The sequence below is a fragment of the Allokutzneria oryzae genome, assembly GCF_042429765.1.
In the GTDB taxonomy this organism is placed as follows: Bacteria; Actinomycetota; Actinomycetes; order Mycobacteriales; family Pseudonocardiaceae; genus Allokutzneria; species Allokutzneria oryzae.
In genome coordinates this window covers 209,836-226,509 of record NZ_JBHLZU010000027.1, presented here as the reverse complement: position 1 = coordinate 226,509, position 16,674 = coordinate 209,836, and the positions used below count along the sequence as shown (strand labels likewise).

Sequence of the window (16,674 nt, the reverse complement as noted above, 5' to 3'; positions counted from 1 at the left end):
GCCCGACCTTCCCGAAATCGCGAGGAGAGCACACGATGACCGAGAAGACCCCGACCCTGATCACGCTGTACGCCTATGCCTCCGGAGAGCCGAAGCGTGCCGCGGAGTTCCGCTGGAGCGAGGACAAGGGCGTCACCGTCACCGTGGTCGACCCGGAGTGGGGCGTTGTCGGCAAGCAGTTCTACGACGAGGGCGTGCTGTGGCGCGAGCGGGCGCGGCGGGTCCTGCCGAGCGAGGGGCCCGCGTTCATGCACGCCCTGCTCAGCCGCACCAGCATGAGCTACTACGGGCTGGTGGACGAGAGCGACGGCCCCGCCGCGTAGGGCTCAGCCGTTGCCGCTGATGGAGTGCAGCAGGTCCTCCAGGGAGAGGGTGCGCAGGTCGTCGCGGGTGGGGCGCCTTCCGAGGCCGCGCAGGCGGGTGGACTGGGACTTGCGCATCCGCTCCAGCAGCTTGCGGGCCTCGCGGGCGTTGCCGAAGTTGGCGTCGCGCTCGATCTGGTTGAACCACTCCAGCAGCGCGACCTCGACGTCGGAGCCCAGCTGGTAGTCGGCGCTCTTGGCGACGAACTGGCTGATCTTGACCAGCTGCTCGGGGCTGTAGTTCTCGAAGGTCAGCGTCTTGGCGAACCGCGAGGCCAGACCGGGGTTGGTGTCGAGGAAGTCCGCCATCTCCTTGGTGTAGCCGGCGACGATCACGGCGACCTCGTCGCGGTGGTCCTCCATCAGCTTCACCAGGGTGTCGATGGCCTCCTGGCCGAAGTCGGCGCCGCTGCCGCTGGAGCGGGCCAGCGTGTAGGCCTCGTCGATGAACAGCACGCCGCCGCGGGCCTCGTCGAAGACCGAGGCCGCCTTCTCGGCTGTGTGGCCGATGTACTGGCCGACGAGGTCCCGGCGCGAGACCTCCTTGAAGTTGCCGTTCGGCAGGATGCCCAGCGCCTTGAGCAGGCCGCCGTAGATGCGCGCGACCGTGGTCTTGCCGGTACCCGGGGCGCCCGCGAAGACCAGGTGGTTGCTGACCGCGTCCACCGACAGGCCCTCGCTGCGCCGCCACTCGTTGACCTGGATCTCGTCGATCAGCGCCCGGACCTCGTCCTTGACGCTGTCCAGGCCGACCATGCCGTCGAGGTCGGCGAGCAGCTTGTCGACCTGTGCCAGGTCCTGCTGGTTGCTGCGGGCGACGGTGGCGCCCACCGGGGCCTTGCCCGCTGGGGAGTCGCCCTTGCGGATCTCGGTGCGCGCGCCGTCGGCGAGCTGGATGCCCGGCTCGGCGGTGTTCTCCACCCGGCAGTCCTCGATCACCCCGCCGCAGCCGCGGCCGACGGTGATGCCGACGCCCTGGGTGTCGTGCACCCAGCACTCGACGATGTTCGGCGAGGTCTGGTCGGCGACCGCGATACCGGCGTCGCCGGTCTGGGAGATGTCGCAGCGCTCCACGCTGGAGCTGCCCGCCTGGTACATGTACACGCCGCGGAAGCCGCAGCCGGCGATGGTCAGGTTGCGCAGCGCCACGTGCGCGCCCAGCCGCAGGATCACCGCGTCGTCGGCGATGTCGCGGATCTCGCAGGTGTCCACGACGCCGTCGGCGTCCTCGACGATGAGGCCGTACTGGCCACCGAGGATCTTGGAGGTGCGCAGCTCCATCGAGGCGCCGTCGGTGACCATGATCACGGCGGCGAAGCCGGAGGAGACGACGACGTCGGTCAGCTTGAGCTTGCCGCCCTTGACCCGGATCGCCGGGTGGTCGACGCACTTCACCTCGATGCCGTGCAGTTCGAGCGTGCCCTCGGTCGAGGTGATGGTGGGCTGGTCCCCGGACGGCGGCAGCAGGGTCACCGTGCCCGCTTCCTTCGCCCGCAGCACGATGTCCTGCCGGTTGAGCACCAGCTCCTCGGCGTACTCACCGGGCGCGATGGAGATCACCGCGTCACCATCGGCGGTGTCGATGGCGTCACGGATGGTCGGTAGCGCGCCCCGCTGCCCGGGTGCGACGAGAAGTGTGCGAGTCATGGGTCCTTGGCGGGGTCCGTCGGAGTGGGGCACTAGCCTTCCGGACAAATTACCGCAGAGAGGTGGTCCCGCGTGGAGTCCGGATGGGCCCCGGCCAACCAGGTCGAGCAGAACATGGCGGCGGCGCTGGAGGAAGGGGACGGCAAGCGCTACGCGAACACGGTGATGTCCGCGCCGCTGTTCCTGCCGGTGCTGCCGGAGCGGGGCAGCGAGCGCTGGCGTGAGCTGAACACCCAGCTGCCGCTGGACCAGCCGCACGTGCTGGTCTTCACCTCGACCGAGGCGATGGAGCTGCTGCTCGGCAGCTACACCCGCGGTCACATCCAGACCGACTACCCGTCGCTGGCCAAGCGCTGGCCGAGCCCGGACTTCCACCTGGCGCTCAACCCCGGGCTGCCGATCGGCTCGGTGATGCCGTTCGGAGCGCTGGAGCAGCTGCGCACCGGCCAGGAGTCGCTGGTCTCCGCCGAGGCCGTGGCCGAGAGCGTGCAGGAGGAGATCCGCAAGCAGGTGCGCGTCGCCTGCCTGACCGGGCTCGGCCTGGCCGCGACCGCCGCGCCCCGCCCCGGCCCGCCCGCCAACGAGCTGGAGGTCAACCTGGCGGCGGCGATGGCCGATGCCGACGGCGAGGCGTTCCTCACCTCGGTGCTGGAGGCGGAGCTGGTGGTGCCGACCAGCGCGCCGGTCGCGGACCCGGAGGCCATCCACGAGCCGGGCTTCCCGTGGCTGGAGCTCGGTCCGGCGATCCCGGCGTTCACCTCGCAGGAGATGCTGGACCGCACGGTGGCCGACGCGCCGGAGCACCTGGTGACGGTGCCGTTCCTGGCGTTGCTGGCGAACTGGCCGGACCCCGACCACGCCCTGTGCCTCAACCCGGGCGCGGACACGGAGCTGATCCTGACCGGCGAGACGCTGTTCACCATGCTCATCGAGATGGCGGACGACTTGCCGCAACAGGACGGGACCCCCGACCTCCCGCCGGTGCACGGCGCCCCGATGGACGACCACACCCCGCCTCCGGTGGATGACCACATCACGATCACGCCGCCGTTCGACTGATCTCCAGTCCCTGTCCCGGAGCGGTACTCCTCTCCCGGAACACCAGGCGGGCCAGCGCCACGGTGACTCCGCCGATTGCCATGGCGCACAACAGAACCATGAACACCGGATAGAAGTAGAACAGGTGCGTCCACCCCACGTCGCGACCGCGGTAGAGGTAGCTCACCACGTGGTGCGCGGTGAGGCACAGCATGAGCGGAGCGACGAGAACGGCCAGTGACAGTCCCGTGCGCCAGGGTCCGCGACGCACGGGGCTGCGCACCGCCCGCCGGACTCCGCGAGCGGAGAACGCCACCACGAAAACGGCCAGGGCGAGCATCACCGCGTCAGTGACGACGAGGCCGGTGCGACTCGGCTCCCCCGGTGTGGCCTGCCCTTCGGCGGCGGCGATCACCGTGCGAGCGAGGGTCGACGCGTCGCCGTACACGGTGCCGGTGTTGGCCATGACGGCGATGCCGTAGCCGGAGCTCGGGAGCACGGCCTGGTAGGCGGTCGACGTGAACAGGTCGCCCGCGTGCTCGATGACCGGTGATCCGCTCGCGGTGGTGTCCAACGACCAGCCGAGCGCGTACGAGCCCGACACCGGCGTCGGCGTGCGCAGTTCGGCAAGACCGGCGGGAGACACGACCGCTCCCCCGCCGTAGTTCTGCGCGATCAGCCAGGCGGCCATGTCCCGCGCGGTGCTGAGCACGCCGCCGGAGCCGTTGCCGAACGAGGTGGGCTCGGGCACCGCGAGCGGAAACCCCAGGGGCATCAGGTGACCGCGCGCGGACGGTGGCAGGTCACGGTCGGTGTCGGCGGTGGTGCTGTCGTTCATGCGCAGCGGTGCGAACACGTGGTCGCGAAGGTAGGTCGCGAACGGCTTCCCGCTGACGACTTCGACCAGGCGGGCGGCCACGACGTAGTTGGGGTTGTGGTAGCTCCACGCGGTCCCGGGCGCGGCGGCGAGCGTCGCCGGTTTCAGCATCGCCACCGCCTCGCCCAGTGTCGCGGCCTGTGGCCCGCTTGTCGCGGCGTAGGTGCTGTCGGACATGCCCGAGGTCTGGTTCAGCAGCTGCCGCACGGTGATGCCGGCGGAGCGCGGGTCGGCCATCGTGAACTCCGGCAGGAACTCCCTGACCGGAGCGTCGAGCCGGACCCACCCCGCCTCGGCGAGCTGCACGACGGCCAGCGCGGTGAACGACTTGCTCACCGAGGCGACGGCCATCGGAGTGCGGTCCGTGATGGGCCGCCCGTCCGGGGAGTGGCCGTACCCGGCGGCGTGCACGACCTCCGTCCCCTTGGTCACCACGACCGCGACACCCGGTAAGCCGGTGGCCTCCCGGTGCTTGACGACGAGGGCGTCGATGGCGGCCGCGGTGAGGGCACCGGGCTCTGCCGCTGTCGCGGGCGACGCCGCGAGCAGCAACAGGACAGCTGTGAGGATCCAACGCATCGCTTGAGTGTCGGAGAAGGGCGGGCCGGGCGCATCGGACTCAGCTCCGTCATACCCAGGTCTGACCCTAGCCGTTGCTGACGAGGTGGCGCCGGGCAGACCACGCGGTGAGCGCGGCGGCGATGGCTTCGGGCCGGTCCTCGGGAGCCATGTGACCCGCCGGGCCGCAGTGCTCCGTCTCCAGCGCGGCGATGTTGTCCACGCACCACTTCGTCAGCACCTCGCGCACCATCAGGGTCGGCGAGGTGTCGAAGGTCAGCAACAGCTTCGGCACGTCCGGGCTGGCCACCAGCCACTTGTCGTAGTCCTCGATGCGGGCGACCACGTCCTCAGGAGAGCCTTCGAGCGGCATCGCGCGCGGCCACTCCAGCAGTGGACGGCGGCTCTCGCGAGTGGGGTACGGCGCGCGGTAGACCCGCGCGTCCTCGTCGCTGAGCCCGTTCAGCACGGTCTGGGCGAGCGCTTGCTCCAGGAAGACGTTGCGGTCCAGCACGAGCTCCTCGCCCACTCCGGGCGTGCGGAACGCCTCGAAGCGGGGCCAGGCGGCTTCGGGGAACTCCGCACGGCTCATGGGTTTGACGATCGTCTCCATGAAGGCCACCCCGCGCACTCGGCCGGGGTTGCGCGCGGCCCAGTCGAAGGCGAGCGCACCGCCCCAGTCGATGCCGACGAACACCACGTCCTCCAGGCCGAGCGCGTCCAGCCACGCGGCGAGGTAGCGGGCGTGGTCGTCGAACCGGTACGCGATGTCCGGCTTGCCGGAGCGGCCCATGCCGATCAGGTCCGGAGCCAGCCTTCTGCCCCCGACAAGGGGTAACACCTTGCGCCACAGGTGCGAGGACGCGGGGTTGCCGTGCAGGAAGACGAAGGGCGTCCCGCTGCCCTGGTCCTCGTAGTACATGGTCGAGTCGAGCACGTCGGTCGTCGGCACGTGAACCTCCCAGTTCGTTAGTGCGACTAACGTTAGTCGCACTAACGATAGGAGTCAACGGCTAGGATCCGCGACATGGAGGAGACCCCCGCCCGGCTGGCCGCGCTGCCGAGCTGGCTGCTGACCCAGACAGCCGCGCACACCCACCGCCTGGTGATCGACGGCCTGGCGACGTTGGGCGCGAGCGGGTACCACTACCGGCTGCTGGTGGCGTTGGAGGAGTTCGGGCCCGCCAGCCAGGCCGCACTGGGCAGGCGCGCGGGCATCCACCTCAGCGACGTGGTGGCCGCGCTCAACGAGCTGGCCGGGCAGGGGCTGATCGAGCGCTCCCCCGACCCGGACGACCGGCGGCGCAACATCGTCACGATCACCGCACCCGGGCGGCGGCAGCTGAAGAAGCTGGACAAGCAGCTCGCCAAGACGCAGGACGAGCTGCTCGCCCCGCTCTCCGAGGACGAACGCGACCAGCTCACGCGGATGCTGGCGCGGCTGCTAGAGCACCACAAGCGGTGACAGCTCGTCCCACGTCGGCACGCGTGGGGCGAAGCGCAACCGCATACCGGCCTCCTCGGGCAGCCGGTCGGCCTTGCGAGCGTTGCAGCTGCGCGAGGTCCCGCCGCACGCGGCGACGGTGTTCAGCCACGCGGTCTTGGCACCGCCGCGGCTGATCGGCGTGATGTGGTCGACGGTGGTCGCCGTGCGGCCGCAGTAGGCGCAGATGTGGTTGTCGCGCTTGAGAACGCCACGACGGGACCAGCGTGGCGCTTGGGAGTACCGCCACTTCATCACGACGTAGCGCAGCAGGCGGACCGAGCGCGGCCTCGGGAACAGGCCGTAGGTCACCTCGGACTCCGACTCGTGGATCTCCGCGACGTGGCGCAGGAGCATGCGGATCGCGTGCGGAACCGACACCGTGTGCAACGGCTCGTAGCTGGCGTTGAGGACGAGGACACGCATGACGGAACACACTCCTTCCGAGACGGACACGGGATTTCGTTGCCGGACAACGGGTTCATCTTCGGTAGGCGCCCCGGGGGCGGCAACTTCATTTCACCCGGCCGCGAAAGAGGGCAGACTGTGCGGCATGTTCGTGAAGATCTGCGGCCTGCGTACCGTGGCCGATGTCGAGTGCGCGGTCGCCGAGGGCGCCGACGCCGTGGGGTTCGTGCTGGCCGCGAGTCCCCGGCAGATCAGCGTCGATGACGTCGCGCGGCTGGTTCCGGTGGCGTCGGAGAACGTGCTGACCGTCGGCGTGTTCCTCGGGCAGACCACCGCCGAGGTGCGCGACGTCGTCGCGGCGACCGGTCTCGGAGCTGTGCAGCTGCACGGAAACGCTTACACCGCAGAGAACTTCGCGGAGCTGACCGATCTCGGTGTCACCCTGGTCCGAGCCACGTCGGTCACCGGCGAGGAGCGGGTGACCGTGGGTTCGCACGGCGAGGACATGCTGATCCTGGACTCGCCACGGGCCGGGTCGGGTGAGCAGTGGGCGTGGTCGGGGCTTCGCGGGCAGTCCGGCCGGTGGATGCTCGCCGGTGGCCTGGGTCCGGACAACGTGGCGGAGGCGGTCGCGTCGGTTCAGCCGTGGGGCGTGGACGTCTCCAGCGGCGTCGAGGTGACGCGCGGGACCAAGGACCACGGCCTCATCCGCGACTTCATGAAGGCCGTCCGGGAGTCCTAAGAGGACAGCCATAGGCAGGCCGGGTCGCGCATCAGGACCCGGCCCGGCTCCTTGGCCGAGGTCTACCTCGGTGCGAAAGCGTCCACACCGGTCAGCTCGGCGGACAGCGCCCACAGCCGCGCGGCTTGCTCGGGGTCGGCGGCGTAGTCGCGGACGCCGACGCGCTCGCCGTCCGCGGGCGCGGGCTCGGCGATGTCGCAGTCCTCGCAGTAGACGCCGCCCTTCCCGTCGAGCTGGGGCGAGGTCGCCGCCCACACCTGGGTGGCCGCGCCCTGTTCGATGGTCTTGACCTCGCCGATGACGTTGCCGTCCTGGTCGAACATGCCCATGTCGATCAGCTCCTGGAGCTCCAGGTGCCGCCCGAGGTTGGTCTGGATCCGGCCGGGGTGCAACGAGAACGCCCGCACGCCGTGCTCCTTGGCGAGGCCGTCGAGGTGCAGCGCGAACAGCACGTTCGCGGTCTTGGCCTGACCGTAGGCGGCCCACTTGTCGTAGCCGCGCTCGAACTGCACGTCATCCCACCGGATTCCGGAGAAGTGGTGGCCGCGCGAGGACACGGACACGATCCGGGCGCCCTCGGCGAACACGGGCCACAGCCGGTTGACCAGCGCGTAGTGACCGAGGTGGTTGGTCGCGAACTGCGCCTCCCAGCCCGGGCCGACGCGAGTCTCCGGGCACGCCATGATCCCGGCGCTGTTGATCAGGATGTCGATACCGCGACCCGAGGACAGGAACCGCTCGGCGAAGCCACGGACGCTGTCGAGGTCGCCGAGGTCGAGCTCGTCGGTCTCGACCCCCTCGATGCCTTCCAGGGCTTCCACCGCAGTGGCGGGCCTGCGCGCGGGGACCACGACGTGCGCGCCCGCCTCGGCCAGGACCCTGGTGGTCTCCAGGCCGATTCCGGAGTAGCCGCCGGTGACGACCGCGAGCTTGCCGGTGAGGTCGATGCCGTCCAGGACGTCGGCGGCGGTGCTCCGGGCGTCGAAGCCGGACCCGATCTTGTGCTGGGGAGTGGTCATGGCGTCGACGCTAGGACTTGGAGCGCGCTCCAGCTCAAGTCAGCACCGCCAGGATCGCACCGACCAGGGCCATGCCCGCGCTCATCAGGATCGCGCCGTTGCCGCCGCCCGCCGCGACGACCATCGCGGTACCGAGGGCGGAGCCGAGGTAGCGCACCGTGTTGTTCGCGCCCGACCCCATCGCCGACCGGTCAGCGGGAACGCTGCCGATCGCCAGCCGGGCCAGGGTCGCGTTGAGCAGCCCGGTCGCCACGCCCGCCACCGGCAGCGCCACCACGAGCCGCACCCAGTCGTGCCGGTCGACCGCACCGAGCAGCGCCACCTGCGCGACCGCGATGACCAGCAGGCTCGCGACGACTTGGTGCCGGTCCGTGAACCGGCCGGCGAGCCGTTTCGCGTGCAGTGAAGCCAGGAACGAGGTTCCGGACCACAGGCTGAACACCCCGGCGACGGCCAAGGACGACAGGCCGGTCGCGTTCCGCACCATCGTCGGCAGGTAGCTCATCAACCCGATGACCGCGAGCCCGATGAACAGCGCGCCGCCGACCGCCAGCAGGAACGCGGGTCTGCGGAACAGCGCCAGGTCCAGCATGGGCGCCCGTGCGCGTGACTCGACCCGCACGAAGGCACCGAGCAGGACCACGGCCAGCGCCAGCGGGACGAGCACCCCCGGTCGCGCCCAGCCCTCTCTCGTCCCGGTCACCGCGGCGACGAGGAACGCCAGCCCTGGCCCGAGGGTGATCAGCCCGAGCACGTCGAGCCGTTGCGGCGCAAGTGACTTCGACTCCGGCAGAGTGAGCCGGGCAAGGACGGCGAGTACCGCGGCGGAGAGCGCGAACAGCCAGTAGACGACGCTCCAGTGCGTCAGGTCGGTGAGCGCGCCCGCGACGATCGGGCCGAGCGTGATCCCACCGCCCAGCATCGCTCCCCACAGCCCGGCAGCCCGCGCCCGCTCCGGTCCGGGCGGGAAGGCGTGGCCGATCAAGCCGAGGCTGGTCGCGAGCAGCGCGGCGCTCGCGGCGCCCTGCGCGACCCGGCCGACGGTGAACGCCAGCGGGTCCCACGCCACCGCGCTCAGCACCGACGAGGCGGCCAACCCGGCGGCACCCACGACGAACACCAGCCTGCGGCCGTGGTTGTCGGCCAGGCTGCCCGCGGCGAGCAGCAGCGCGGCCAACCCGACGCTGATGCCGCTGAGCAGCCAGGTCTGTTCGGTCGCGCTCGCCCCGAGCGGCCCGGCGATCTGCCCGAGCACGGTCATCGGCGCGGTGAAGTTCATCAGCACCAGCAGGGTGGCGGCACTGGCCACCGGTAGGACCGCGCTGCGCTGTCCGGGCACTGTCAGCATGCCGCCTCCTCGGTTCGGTGAACGAACCTAGCATGTAAGTTCGTTCACTGAACTGACTGGGAGTACACTGTGTCCCATGGCACTCGGCAAGAACTACGACGGGCAGGAGTGCGCGCTGGCCGCGGCACTGGGGCTGCTCGGGGAGCGGTGGACGCTGCTGGTCGTGCGGGACGCCTTCTACGGGGTGCGCCGCTACAGCGACTTCCTCGCCCATCTCGACGTGCCCAGGGCCGTGCTGGCCGACCGCCTCCAGGCCCTCGTCGACGCCGGAGTGCTGGAGAAGCAGCGATACCAGGAATCACCGCCACGCGACGAGTACGTGCTCACCGAGCGCGGCGAGGAGCTGTGGCCGGTGTTGCACCGGATCGCCCGCTGGGGCGAGCGGAACATGGCGGGCGTGAGCCCCAGGCGGCTCTTCCGGCACACGGAGTGCGGCACCCGGATCGACCCCTCCGGGCACTGCCCGGCCTGCGGTGGCGAGATCCCACCGGCCGAGGTGGAGACCGTTCTCGCACCGGAGGTGACGTCGAGCCGCCGCGACGACCCGGTCACCAAGGCACTCGCGGCCGGTCCGCACCGACTGCTGGAACCTCTGCTGCCCCGGTCTAGCTGAGCGTCGCTCGCGCGATCGCGCCGATCTCGGTGCCTACCTCGGCGATCACGCTGCCGTCGGCGTCCCAGATACCCGACCGCGCCGCGACGTGGTCGTACCCACCGCCCGTCGGCCCCGCGAAGCTGGCGATCGCGACCCGGACTCCGTGCGTCAACGCGACCCGACGCGCTCGCTCGGCGTGCTGCGTCGGCGTTTCCCCCGACTCCAGCACGCCCGCGACGTAGACGTCCATACCCAGCGAGGCGGTGTCGGCCGCATGCTGGAGAACACCGGTGTCCTTGCAGATGGCCAATCCGAGCCGCCAACCGTCCACTTCGAACACAGCGGGCGCGTCACCGGGGACGAACCTCTTGGCCTCCTCCTCGACGAGCCACATCTTGTTGTAGGCAACGGAAACCCCGTCTGCGTCGATGGCGAGCATCGCGATGTGCTCCCCCTGGACCGGAGCGCCCGCCAGTGCCACGGAGCCCGTTTCGGCGCAGGCCGCGACGATCGGTGTGAGGCGCGGGTCTTCGACTGAGATGACCGATGCGTCCAGCTCGTAGCCGGTCAGGGAAAGCTCGGGGAAGACGACCACGCGCGCATCGGCGGCACGAACCGTCTCGGCATGCGTCATCGCGTTCGCATCGACGTCGAAGGACACGCACTGGGGCTGGGCAACGGCGATGACAAGCGGCTCACGCATGTGAGCCAGCCTGCCACAGGGAAATTCGGATGCGTCGCGACGACGCGGCTGCTACGTTCCCGCGCGGCACGCATCCAACTACCGGGAGGACTCCATGCGCCGAGTGACGACAGGCCCCATCCTCTGTCGCCCACTCGCACGTAAGGACCTCATCCCGCATGCGGATGCTCAACCTTGGCATCGTCGCGCACGTCGACGCCGGTAAGACCAGCCTCACCGAACGCCTCCTGTTCGACTCCGGCGCCATCCGCCGCCTAGGCTCCGTCGACGACGGCAGCACCACCACGGACGGCATGGACCTGGAACGCCGCAGGGGCATCACGATCCGCTCCGCGGTCGCCGCGTTCACCGTGACGGGCCACCGCATCCATCTCATCGACACACCTGGCCACACCGACTTCGTCGCCGAGGTCGAACGCGCGCTCGGCGTGCTCGACGGCGCGATCCTGGTGCTGTCGGCGGTAGAGGGCGTGCAGGCGCACACGCGCGTGCTGATGCGCACCCTGCGCGCCATGGGCGTGCCGACGATCTTGTTCGTCAACAAGATCGACCGCGTGGGCGCCCGCCACACCTCCCTCATGGCGGACATCCGCCGCCTGCTCAGTCCGTCGGCGGTCGCGATGAACCGCCCCACCGACATCGGGACCAAGTCGGCGGACGTGATGGCCCTCTCCCCCGGCCTGGAGCTGGCCGAGGTGCTCGCCGAGCACAGCGACGCCGCACTCCGGTCCTATGTGGACGGAATCGACCCGGTGGTGCTGCGCGAAGAGCTGGTGCGGCTGTCCAAGGCCGGAGCCGTCCACCCGGTGTTCTTCGGCTCGGCCATCACAGGTACGGGAATCTCCGATCTGCGCAAGGGAATCACCGACCTCCTCCCGTCCACGGAGCCGACCGGGGCCGGTCCCCTGGACGGCGTGGTCTTCGCAGTGGAACGAGACCGCGCCGGTCGGCGGTTCGCCCTGGCACGCCTGTTCTCCGGCGCGCTCGCCGCGCGCGACCGAGTCACCTTCGCTCGCCGCGACTCCTCGGGATCGGTGATCACGGACTCCGGTATCACCACCGGAGTCCTTGACGCAGAAGGCAATCCCGCACGCGTGAGTGCCGGCGGCATCGCGCGCGTCACCGGCTTGCCCAGCCTTCGCGTCGGCGACCGGCTCGGTTCGACCGCAGCAGCTCCCACGTTGGCCCGGTTCCGCCCTCCGACGCTGGAAACCGTTGTGACACCGCGGTCGGCGGCCGAGGCGCCCGCTCTCTTCACCGGCCTCACGCAGCTCGCCGACCAGGACCCGCTCATCGACGTGCGTCGCGGGCCGAGCCCGGGCAGCCTGGTCGTCTCGCTGTACGGCGAGGTGCAGCGCGAGGTGATCGCGGCGCGCCTGGCCGAGGAGTTCGGCGTAGTGGCGGAGTTCTCGGCACCGCGCGTGGTCTGCGTGGAACGACCGGCGGGCACTGGCTCCGCCGTCGAGACGATCGGCGACACCAGCCCGGTGCTGTTCTGGGCGACCATCGGCCTGCGGGTCGAACCCGGTCCGCTGGACTCCGGTGTGCGGTTCCAGCTGGAGGCGGAGCGCGGTTCGCTGCCAGCCGCGTTCATCACCGCGATCGAGGACTCCACCCGCGCCACGCTCCGCGAGGGCATCCACGGCTGGCAGGTGGTGGACTGCGTGGTCACCCTCACCCACACCGGCTACTGCAGCCCGATCAGCACGGCGGCCGACTTCCGTGGCCTCACCCCGCTCGTGGTCGCGGAAACCTTGCGGCGAGCGGGAACCGTGGTGTGCGAGCCGCTGGACGACGTGGAGCTGGAGGTGCCGGAGGACACGCTCAGCCAGGTGCTCTCCGCGATCGTCCGACATGACGGTGTTCCAGAGACACCGTTGGTGCGCAACGGTTCCGCCTCGGTCGAGGCCGTCATCCCGTCGGCAAGGCTCCAGGAGCTCCAGCGCGTGCTGCCAGGGCTCACGGCCGGAGCCGGGGTAGTGACCTCGCGGTTCGGCGGTCACCGCCCCGTCTCCGGAGAGCCGCCGAACCGCCCGCGCACCGACCACAACCCCTTCGACCGAGAGGTGTACCTGGCGGGTTAGCCGAAAGTGGCGCGGAGAGCGTCCTCCAGCGGGCCCTCTCCGCGCCAGCACACCGTGGCGTCCGGCCGGACCAGCATCGCGCCGAGGTCCTCATCGGCCTTGGCGCGCACCAGGTCCACCCGGCCCGACCACTCTTCGGGCAGCTCCACGGAGCCGGTCAGGTCGAGCAGCACACCGCGACCGGAGCGCAGCAGCTCCGCCAACCGCGTGGGGCCGTCGTCGGTGACCAGGTCGAGGTCGGGCACCCTGCCCTCAGCGTCCAATCCGGACATCATGCCCGCGAGGTAGCGGTTGGTGTCGGGCAACCGCATCAGGTCGGTGAAGATCTCGCGGAGTGCGAGCACGTCCTCGGTCGGCTTCGGGTTGGCCAGAACCCGTTGCGCCGACGTGTGGTGCAGCACGCGCGCGGCCTCCGGGTGCCGCTCGGCGTGGTAGCTGTCGAGGAGGCCCTCAGGCGCCCACCCGGCGATGGTCGCGGCGAGCTTCCACCCGAGGTTGATCGCGTCCTGCACGCCGAGGTTCAACCCCTGGCCGCCCAGCGGCGAGTGGATGTGCGCGGCGTCGCCCGCGAACAGCACGCGCCCGTGCCGGTACTGCTCCAGCTGGCGGGTCGCGTCGCTGAAGCGGCTGCACGTCAGGACCTCCGCGAGCGTGGTCGGCTCCCCGTAGATCGCGGTGAGCGCCTGCCGCACGGCCTCCTCCGACGCCGGGGTCTCCTCCTCGTCGAGCTTGCCGAAGGTGAACCGGTACTTGTCGCCGCCGACCGGCACCAGCATCCCCCAGTAGTTCTCGACCTCCCGGGTCAGCGTGCTGAAGTGCCCGGCGGAGGTGGGCACCAGGTCGGAGACGGCGGACAGCCGGACATCGGCCAGCACGGCGCGGTAGCTGCCGGACCGCCCGGGGAACGGCAGGTCGAACAGCTTGCGCACGGTGCTGTGCGCGCCGTCGCAGGCGACGACGTACTGGGCGCGCAGCCGAGTACCGCCGGCGGTGACGGTCACCCCCGCGTCGTCGGCCTCGACCGCGGTGACCGGGTGATCGCGCAGCACTCGCACGCCGCGCTCGGTCGCCGCCGCCTCCAGCACCTCCTCGACCCTCCACTGTGGAATGGCGATCGGATGGGGGCACCTCGTGCGCCAAGGCGTGCAGTCCAACGCAACCGGCAGCCCGCCGAAGTGCCCGCCGGACTCCGAGCGGGGCAGCGCGCGCTCCTTGATGGCGTCGAGCAGGCCGCGCGCGTCCAGCAGCTCCGCCGTGCGCGGCTGGAGGGCACCGCCCTTGGTCTGCTCGACCCGCTCGGTCAGCTTCTCCACGACAACGGCCCGCGCCCCGCCCAGCGCGAGCTCGTGGGCCAGTGTCAGCCCGGTTGGCCCAGCTCCGACCACGATGACGTCCACAATCTCTCCTCAGTGCAAAAGTAGACTGAGTGCAATATAGCTCCGGGTGCAGCGGAGCGCTAGCCTGGTTCCGTGGACGAGCGGATCGGGCTGCGGGAGCGGAAGAAGCAGCGCACGCGCGAGGCGATCTCGAACGCGGCCATCTCGCTGTTCTTCGACAACGGCTTCGACCAGGTGTCGATCACCCAGATCGCGGCGGCGGCGGAGGTCTCCCGCCGCACCCTGTTCGCCTACTTCCCGGCCAAGGAAGACCTGGTGCTGCACCGCATTGCCGACCACGAGACGGAGAGCGGACGGGTGCTGCGCGAGCGCCCCGGCGCGCCGCTGGCGACGCTGCGCGCGCATTTCCTGGACGGACTGGAGCGGCGGGACCCGATCACCGGCCTGAACGACGCGCCGGAGGTCCTGGCGCTCTACCGGCTGATCATGGACACGCCGACCCTGGCCGCGAGCCTGCTCCGCTACCGGGAGAACGGAAAGCAGGCGCTGGAAGAAGCGTTGCGGGACAAGGAGAACCTGCCCCAGCTCACGGCCCGTCTCGCGGCGGCGCAGATCATGTCGGTTCAGTGGGCGCTGTCGGAGGACAACTACTGGCGCATCGCGGGCGGCACGAGCGCGGACGACGCCTACCCGGCGGCCCGAGCCGCCGCTGAGCAGGGCTTCGACCAGTTGGCCGGGGGTCTGGGCGGGTTCTTGTAGAGCCGGTCCCCTGCTCACGCCGTCGAGGCTGGCGGGGTGCGTCCGCTGGAAGCGTTGGTAGCGCTCGGGGTGTGGCGACGACGTACGCCGCGCCGGTCTCCGGGGTCGATGGCCGCGGTCCCCTGCTCACGCCGTCGACGCTGGCGGGGTTCACCAAGCTCCACACGCAAGGCGTTGATCTGGTCACCGGCGAGCGCGATCACTTCTCGCCTTCGGCCGCAGTGGGCCGTTGGGGCGCAGGAGAACCGCGTGCGCTCTTGTTGGCTGGCGTGGTTTAAGGGCCGTTCTGCCGCCCCGACTCCGTCGGGTTGCCTCCGGATAATTCTCCCGAACTCGGGCGCGCATTTCCTTGACCACCCACTACCGCTAGCCCGCTCACCTAATACGGTGGCGGGCTAGCCGGGGTCGGGTCTAAAACGGTGGACCAGGATCCGCGATCGGTTCGGGTTCCCGGACATACGTTCGTCCCATCGGCGTGGTCCAGATATGGATACCGCCCGGAAGCTGGGTTCGTTTCCACCGGGTGTGATGTTTCATCACGTGATGTCGGCGGCATTTCGCACCGAGATCGTCCGCGATGGTGTTGGTGCCGTCGAAGGGTTCGCAATGGTCGAGGTCGCATCGGTGGGCCGGTTGGCGGCAGCCGATCGCTACGCAGGTGACATCGCGTGCTCGCACCAGGTCCGCGAGAGCCGCTGATGGGCGGTAGTTGGTGCGGCCCACGTCCACCGCCACCCCAGTCACCGGGTCGGTCAGGATCCGCTTCCACGTGCCACCCGCTGCGATGTCCCTCGCCACGTCTGCGGGAATTGGCCCGTACCCGGCCAGCATCCCGGGCTCCTGGTCCATCCCCATCAACGTCGCGGCAGGGAGGGTGACCAGGACCTTCACCTCGCCCTGGGGTGCGCCGGTCTCCTTGCCCATCAGCAGGTCAAAGGCGACATCGGCCCGCCGCTGGTCCATGGTCCGCTCATCATCGCCCAGGCCTCGGGCGATGCGGTCGATCCGATCCCACACCAGGGCGCCCTGGACGGCGGTGAACTGAAACCGCAACGCACACATCGCGTCGTCGAGGTTGAGCTTCTCCACCCGCCGGGTCCGCTTCTTCTCCTCATGCCGCCGGGCCGCTGCTGCGGGGTCGAGCTTGGCGATCAGGCGTTGGGCGTGTTGGCGGATGCGGCTGTAGTGGTGGGTACGGGCGTACTCGATCAGTACTGCTTCCACGATCTCGGCCTGCACAGCCGTGAGCGGCTCCAGTTGATCGACGATCAGCAGGGCCTTGCCCTGGTCGATCCGGCCCTCCTCCAGGGCGGCGAGGACGGCCGGGCGGGAGGCGAGGTTCTCGGCGTGGTTGATCAGCGTGCTCGCCTTGCGCGAGGAAATCGACAACAACGCGCCGACCTCATCGCCGAGGTAGGGGTATTCGGCGAAATCCGTGCTGACCACCAAATCGGCGAGACGGCGTGCCAGGACCGCGTGCGCGTGATTCACCGCGCGGTAGGCGTCCTCGATTGCGTCGAGGGTCTCGTCGGGGGTCATATTCCTATTCTATCTCGCCGAGAATAGTGATTATGGCCCTACAGGGTGAAATAGCGCCAATTCTTTCGCTGTTGGCGAACGGGAAAACATCGCCAAAGTCGGGTGGGTGCTCAGAGGGCGTCCCATTCGGTTTCCGGCGCGGGGTGGTCGTTGAGGCTGGCGGCGGACACCCCTG

General features: G+C 70.1%; 16 protein-coding genes. 7 read left to right on the top strand and 9 right to left on the bottom strand.

Annotated features, from left to right (window positions below):
• Positions 1–35: 35 nt before the first annotated feature.
• Positions 36–323 carry a hypothetical protein gene (locus ACFFQA_RS31750; protein WP_377860327.1) on the top strand — a complete coding sequence of 96 codons (288 nt, stop codon included), beginning with the start codon at positions 36–38 and terminating at the stop codon, positions 321–323.
• Between the two features lie 3 nt (positions 324–326).
• On the opposite strand, the gene ACFFQA_RS31745 is transcribed toward ACFFQA_RS31750, so the two are convergent.
• Positions 327–2,009: a right-handed parallel beta-helix repeat-containing protein gene (locus tag ACFFQA_RS31745; protein WP_377860325.1), complete on the bottom strand. Its 1,683-nt coding sequence runs from the start codon at positions 2,007–2,009 to the stop codon at positions 327–329.
• Between the two features lie 72 nt (positions 2,010–2,081).
• On the opposite strand from ACFFQA_RS31745, the gene ACFFQA_RS31740 reads away from it, so the two are divergent.
• Positions 2,082–3,068 carry an SseB family protein gene (locus ACFFQA_RS31740; protein ID WP_377860324.1) on the top strand — a complete coding sequence of 329 codons (987 nt, stop codon included), beginning with the start codon at positions 2,082–2,084 and terminating at the stop codon, positions 3,066–3,068.
• Here the strand turns inward: ACFFQA_RS31740 and ACFFQA_RS31735 are convergent.
• The gene (locus ACFFQA_RS31735; protein ID WP_377860322.1) at positions 3,049–4,503 is read right to left on the bottom strand and encodes a serine hydrolase domain-containing protein; all 1,455 of its coding nucleotides are present in this window, start codon (positions 4,501–4,503) and stop codon (positions 3,049–3,051) included. The two genes, ACFFQA_RS31740 and ACFFQA_RS31735, sit on opposite strands and share 20 nt — an antisense overlap.
• A gap of 67 nt (positions 4,504–4,570) precedes the next feature.
• Positions 4,571–5,434, bottom strand: coding sequence for a haloalkane dehalogenase (locus ACFFQA_RS31730; RefSeq protein ID WP_377860321.1), 864 nt, complete (start codon positions 5,432–5,434; stop codon positions 4,571–4,573).
• A gap of 75 nt (positions 5,435–5,509) precedes the next feature.
• Between ACFFQA_RS31730 and ACFFQA_RS31725 the strand changes: the two genes are divergently transcribed.
• Positions 5,510–5,947, top strand: coding sequence for a MarR family winged helix-turn-helix transcriptional regulator (locus ACFFQA_RS31725; protein ID WP_377860320.1), 438 nt, complete (start codon positions 5,510–5,512; stop codon positions 5,945–5,947).
• Here the strand turns inward: ACFFQA_RS31725 and ACFFQA_RS31720 are convergent.
• The gene (locus tag ACFFQA_RS31720; protein ID WP_377860318.1) at positions 5,927–6,391 is read right to left on the bottom strand and encodes an HNH endonuclease; all 465 of its coding nucleotides are present in this window, start codon (positions 6,389–6,391) and stop codon (positions 5,927–5,929) included. The genes ACFFQA_RS31725 and ACFFQA_RS31720 overlap by 21 nt on opposite strands.
• Positions 6,392–6,518: 127 nt before the next feature.
• Here ACFFQA_RS31720 and ACFFQA_RS31715 point away from each other — a divergent pair, with 127 nt between their 5' ends.
• Positions 6,519–7,115 carry a phosphoribosylanthranilate isomerase gene (locus ACFFQA_RS31715; protein ID WP_377860316.1) on the top strand — a complete coding sequence of 199 codons (597 nt, stop codon included), beginning with the start codon at positions 6,519–6,521 and terminating at the stop codon, positions 7,113–7,115.
• Between the two features lie 62 nt (positions 7,116–7,177).
• On the opposite strand, the gene ACFFQA_RS31710 is transcribed toward ACFFQA_RS31715, so the two are convergent.
• Together ACFFQA_RS31710 and ACFFQA_RS31705 are read right to left on the bottom strand one after the other, a co-directional pair.
• A complete protein-coding gene (locus tag ACFFQA_RS31710; RefSeq protein ID WP_377860314.1) occupies positions 7,178–8,134 on the bottom strand; it encodes an SDR family NAD(P)-dependent oxidoreductase in 957 nt (318 codons plus the stop codon).
• A gap of 34 nt (positions 8,135–8,168) precedes the next feature.
• A complete protein-coding gene (locus ACFFQA_RS31705; RefSeq protein WP_377860313.1) occupies positions 8,169–9,482 on the bottom strand; it encodes an MFS transporter in 1,314 nt (437 codons plus the stop codon).
• 76 nt (positions 9,483–9,558) lie between these two features.
• Here ACFFQA_RS31705 and ACFFQA_RS31700 point away from each other — a divergent pair, with 76 nt between their 5' ends.
• Positions 9,559–10,095, top strand: a complete 537-nt coding sequence (locus ACFFQA_RS31700; protein ID WP_377860311.1) for a winged helix-turn-helix transcriptional regulator — start codon at positions 9,559–9,561, stop codon at positions 10,093–10,095.
• Here the strand turns inward: ACFFQA_RS31700 and ACFFQA_RS31695 are convergent.
• Positions 10,088–10,780, bottom strand: a complete 693-nt coding sequence (locus ACFFQA_RS31695) for a carbon-nitrogen hydrolase family protein (RefSeq protein WP_377860309.1) — start codon at positions 10,778–10,780, stop codon at positions 10,088–10,090. The genes ACFFQA_RS31700 and ACFFQA_RS31695 overlap by 8 nt on opposite strands.
• Before the next feature lie 158 nt (positions 10,781–10,938).
• Between ACFFQA_RS31695 and ACFFQA_RS31690 the strand changes: the two genes are divergently transcribed.
• Positions 10,939–12,864, top strand: coding sequence for a GTP-binding protein (locus ACFFQA_RS31690; RefSeq protein ID WP_377860307.1), 1,926 nt, complete (start codon positions 10,939–10,941; stop codon positions 12,862–12,864).
• On the opposite strand, the gene ACFFQA_RS31685 is transcribed toward ACFFQA_RS31690, so the two are convergent.
• Positions 12,861–14,261 carry an FAD-dependent oxidoreductase gene (locus tag ACFFQA_RS31685; RefSeq protein ID WP_377860305.1) on the bottom strand — a complete coding sequence of 467 codons (1,401 nt, stop codon included), beginning with the start codon at positions 14,259–14,261 and terminating at the stop codon, positions 12,861–12,863. The genes ACFFQA_RS31690 and ACFFQA_RS31685 overlap by 4 nt on opposite strands.
• A gap of 72 nt (positions 14,262–14,333) precedes the next feature.
• Here ACFFQA_RS31685 and ACFFQA_RS31680 point away from each other — a divergent pair, with 72 nt between their 5' ends.
• Positions 14,334–14,960 (top strand): TetR/AcrR family transcriptional regulator, encoded by a 627-nt coding sequence (locus tag ACFFQA_RS31680; RefSeq protein ID WP_377860303.1) that lies wholly within the window; start codon positions 14,334–14,336, stop codon positions 14,958–14,960.
• A 411-nt stretch (positions 14,961–15,371) separates the two neighbouring features.
• On the opposite strand, the gene ACFFQA_RS31675 is transcribed toward ACFFQA_RS31680, so the two are convergent.
• The gene (locus ACFFQA_RS31675; protein WP_377860301.1) at positions 15,372–16,499 is read right to left on the bottom strand and encodes an HNH endonuclease signature motif containing protein; all 1,128 of its coding nucleotides are present in this window, start codon (positions 16,497–16,499) and stop codon (positions 15,372–15,374) included.
• Between the last annotated feature and the right edge of the window lie 175 nt (positions 16,500–16,674).

Bases quoted from the DNA above. Each gene is read 5' to 3' on its own strand.
- ACFFQA_RS31750 (WP_377860327.1), top strand. From the start codon at position 36: ATGACCGAGAAGACCCCGACCCTGATCACGCTGTACGCCTATGCCTCC.
- ACFFQA_RS31745 (WP_377860325.1), bottom strand. From the start codon at position 2,009: ATGACTCGCACACTTCTCGTCGCACCCGGGCAGCGGGGCGCGCTACCG.
- ACFFQA_RS31735 (WP_377860322.1), bottom strand. From the start codon at position 4,503: ATGCGTTGGATCCTCACAGCTGTCCTGTTGCTGCTCGCGGCGTCGCCC.
- ACFFQA_RS31725 (WP_377860320.1), top strand. From the start codon at position 5,510: ATGGAGGAGACCCCCGCCCGGCTGGCCGCGCTGCCGAGCTGGCTGCTG.
- ACFFQA_RS31720 (WP_377860318.1), bottom strand. From the start codon at position 6,391: ATGCGTGTCCTCGTCCTCAACGCCAGCTACGAGCCGTTGCACACGGTG.
- ACFFQA_RS31715 (WP_377860316.1), top strand. From the start codon at position 6,519: ATGTTCGTGAAGATCTGCGGCCTGCGTACCGTGGCCGATGTCGAGTGC.
- ACFFQA_RS31710 (WP_377860314.1), bottom strand. From the start codon at position 8,134: ATGACCACTCCCCAGCACAAGATCGGGTCCGGCTTCGACGCCCGGAGC.
- ACFFQA_RS31705 (WP_377860313.1), bottom strand. From the start codon at position 9,482: ATGCTGACAGTGCCCGGACAGCGCAGCGCGGTCCTACCGGTGGCCAGT.
- ACFFQA_RS31700 (WP_377860311.1), top strand. From the start codon at position 9,559: ATGGCACTCGGCAAGAACTACGACGGGCAGGAGTGCGCGCTGGCCGCG.
- ACFFQA_RS31695 (WP_377860309.1), bottom strand. From the start codon at position 10,780: ATGCGTGAGCCGCTTGTCATCGCCGTTGCCCAGCCCCAGTGCGTGTCC.
- ACFFQA_RS31690 (WP_377860307.1), top strand. From the start codon at position 10,939: ATGCGGATGCTCAACCTTGGCATCGTCGCGCACGTCGACGCCGGTAAG.
- ACFFQA_RS31675 (WP_377860301.1), bottom strand. From the start codon at position 16,499: ATGACCCCCGACGAGACCCTCGACGCAATCGAGGACGCCTACCGCGCG.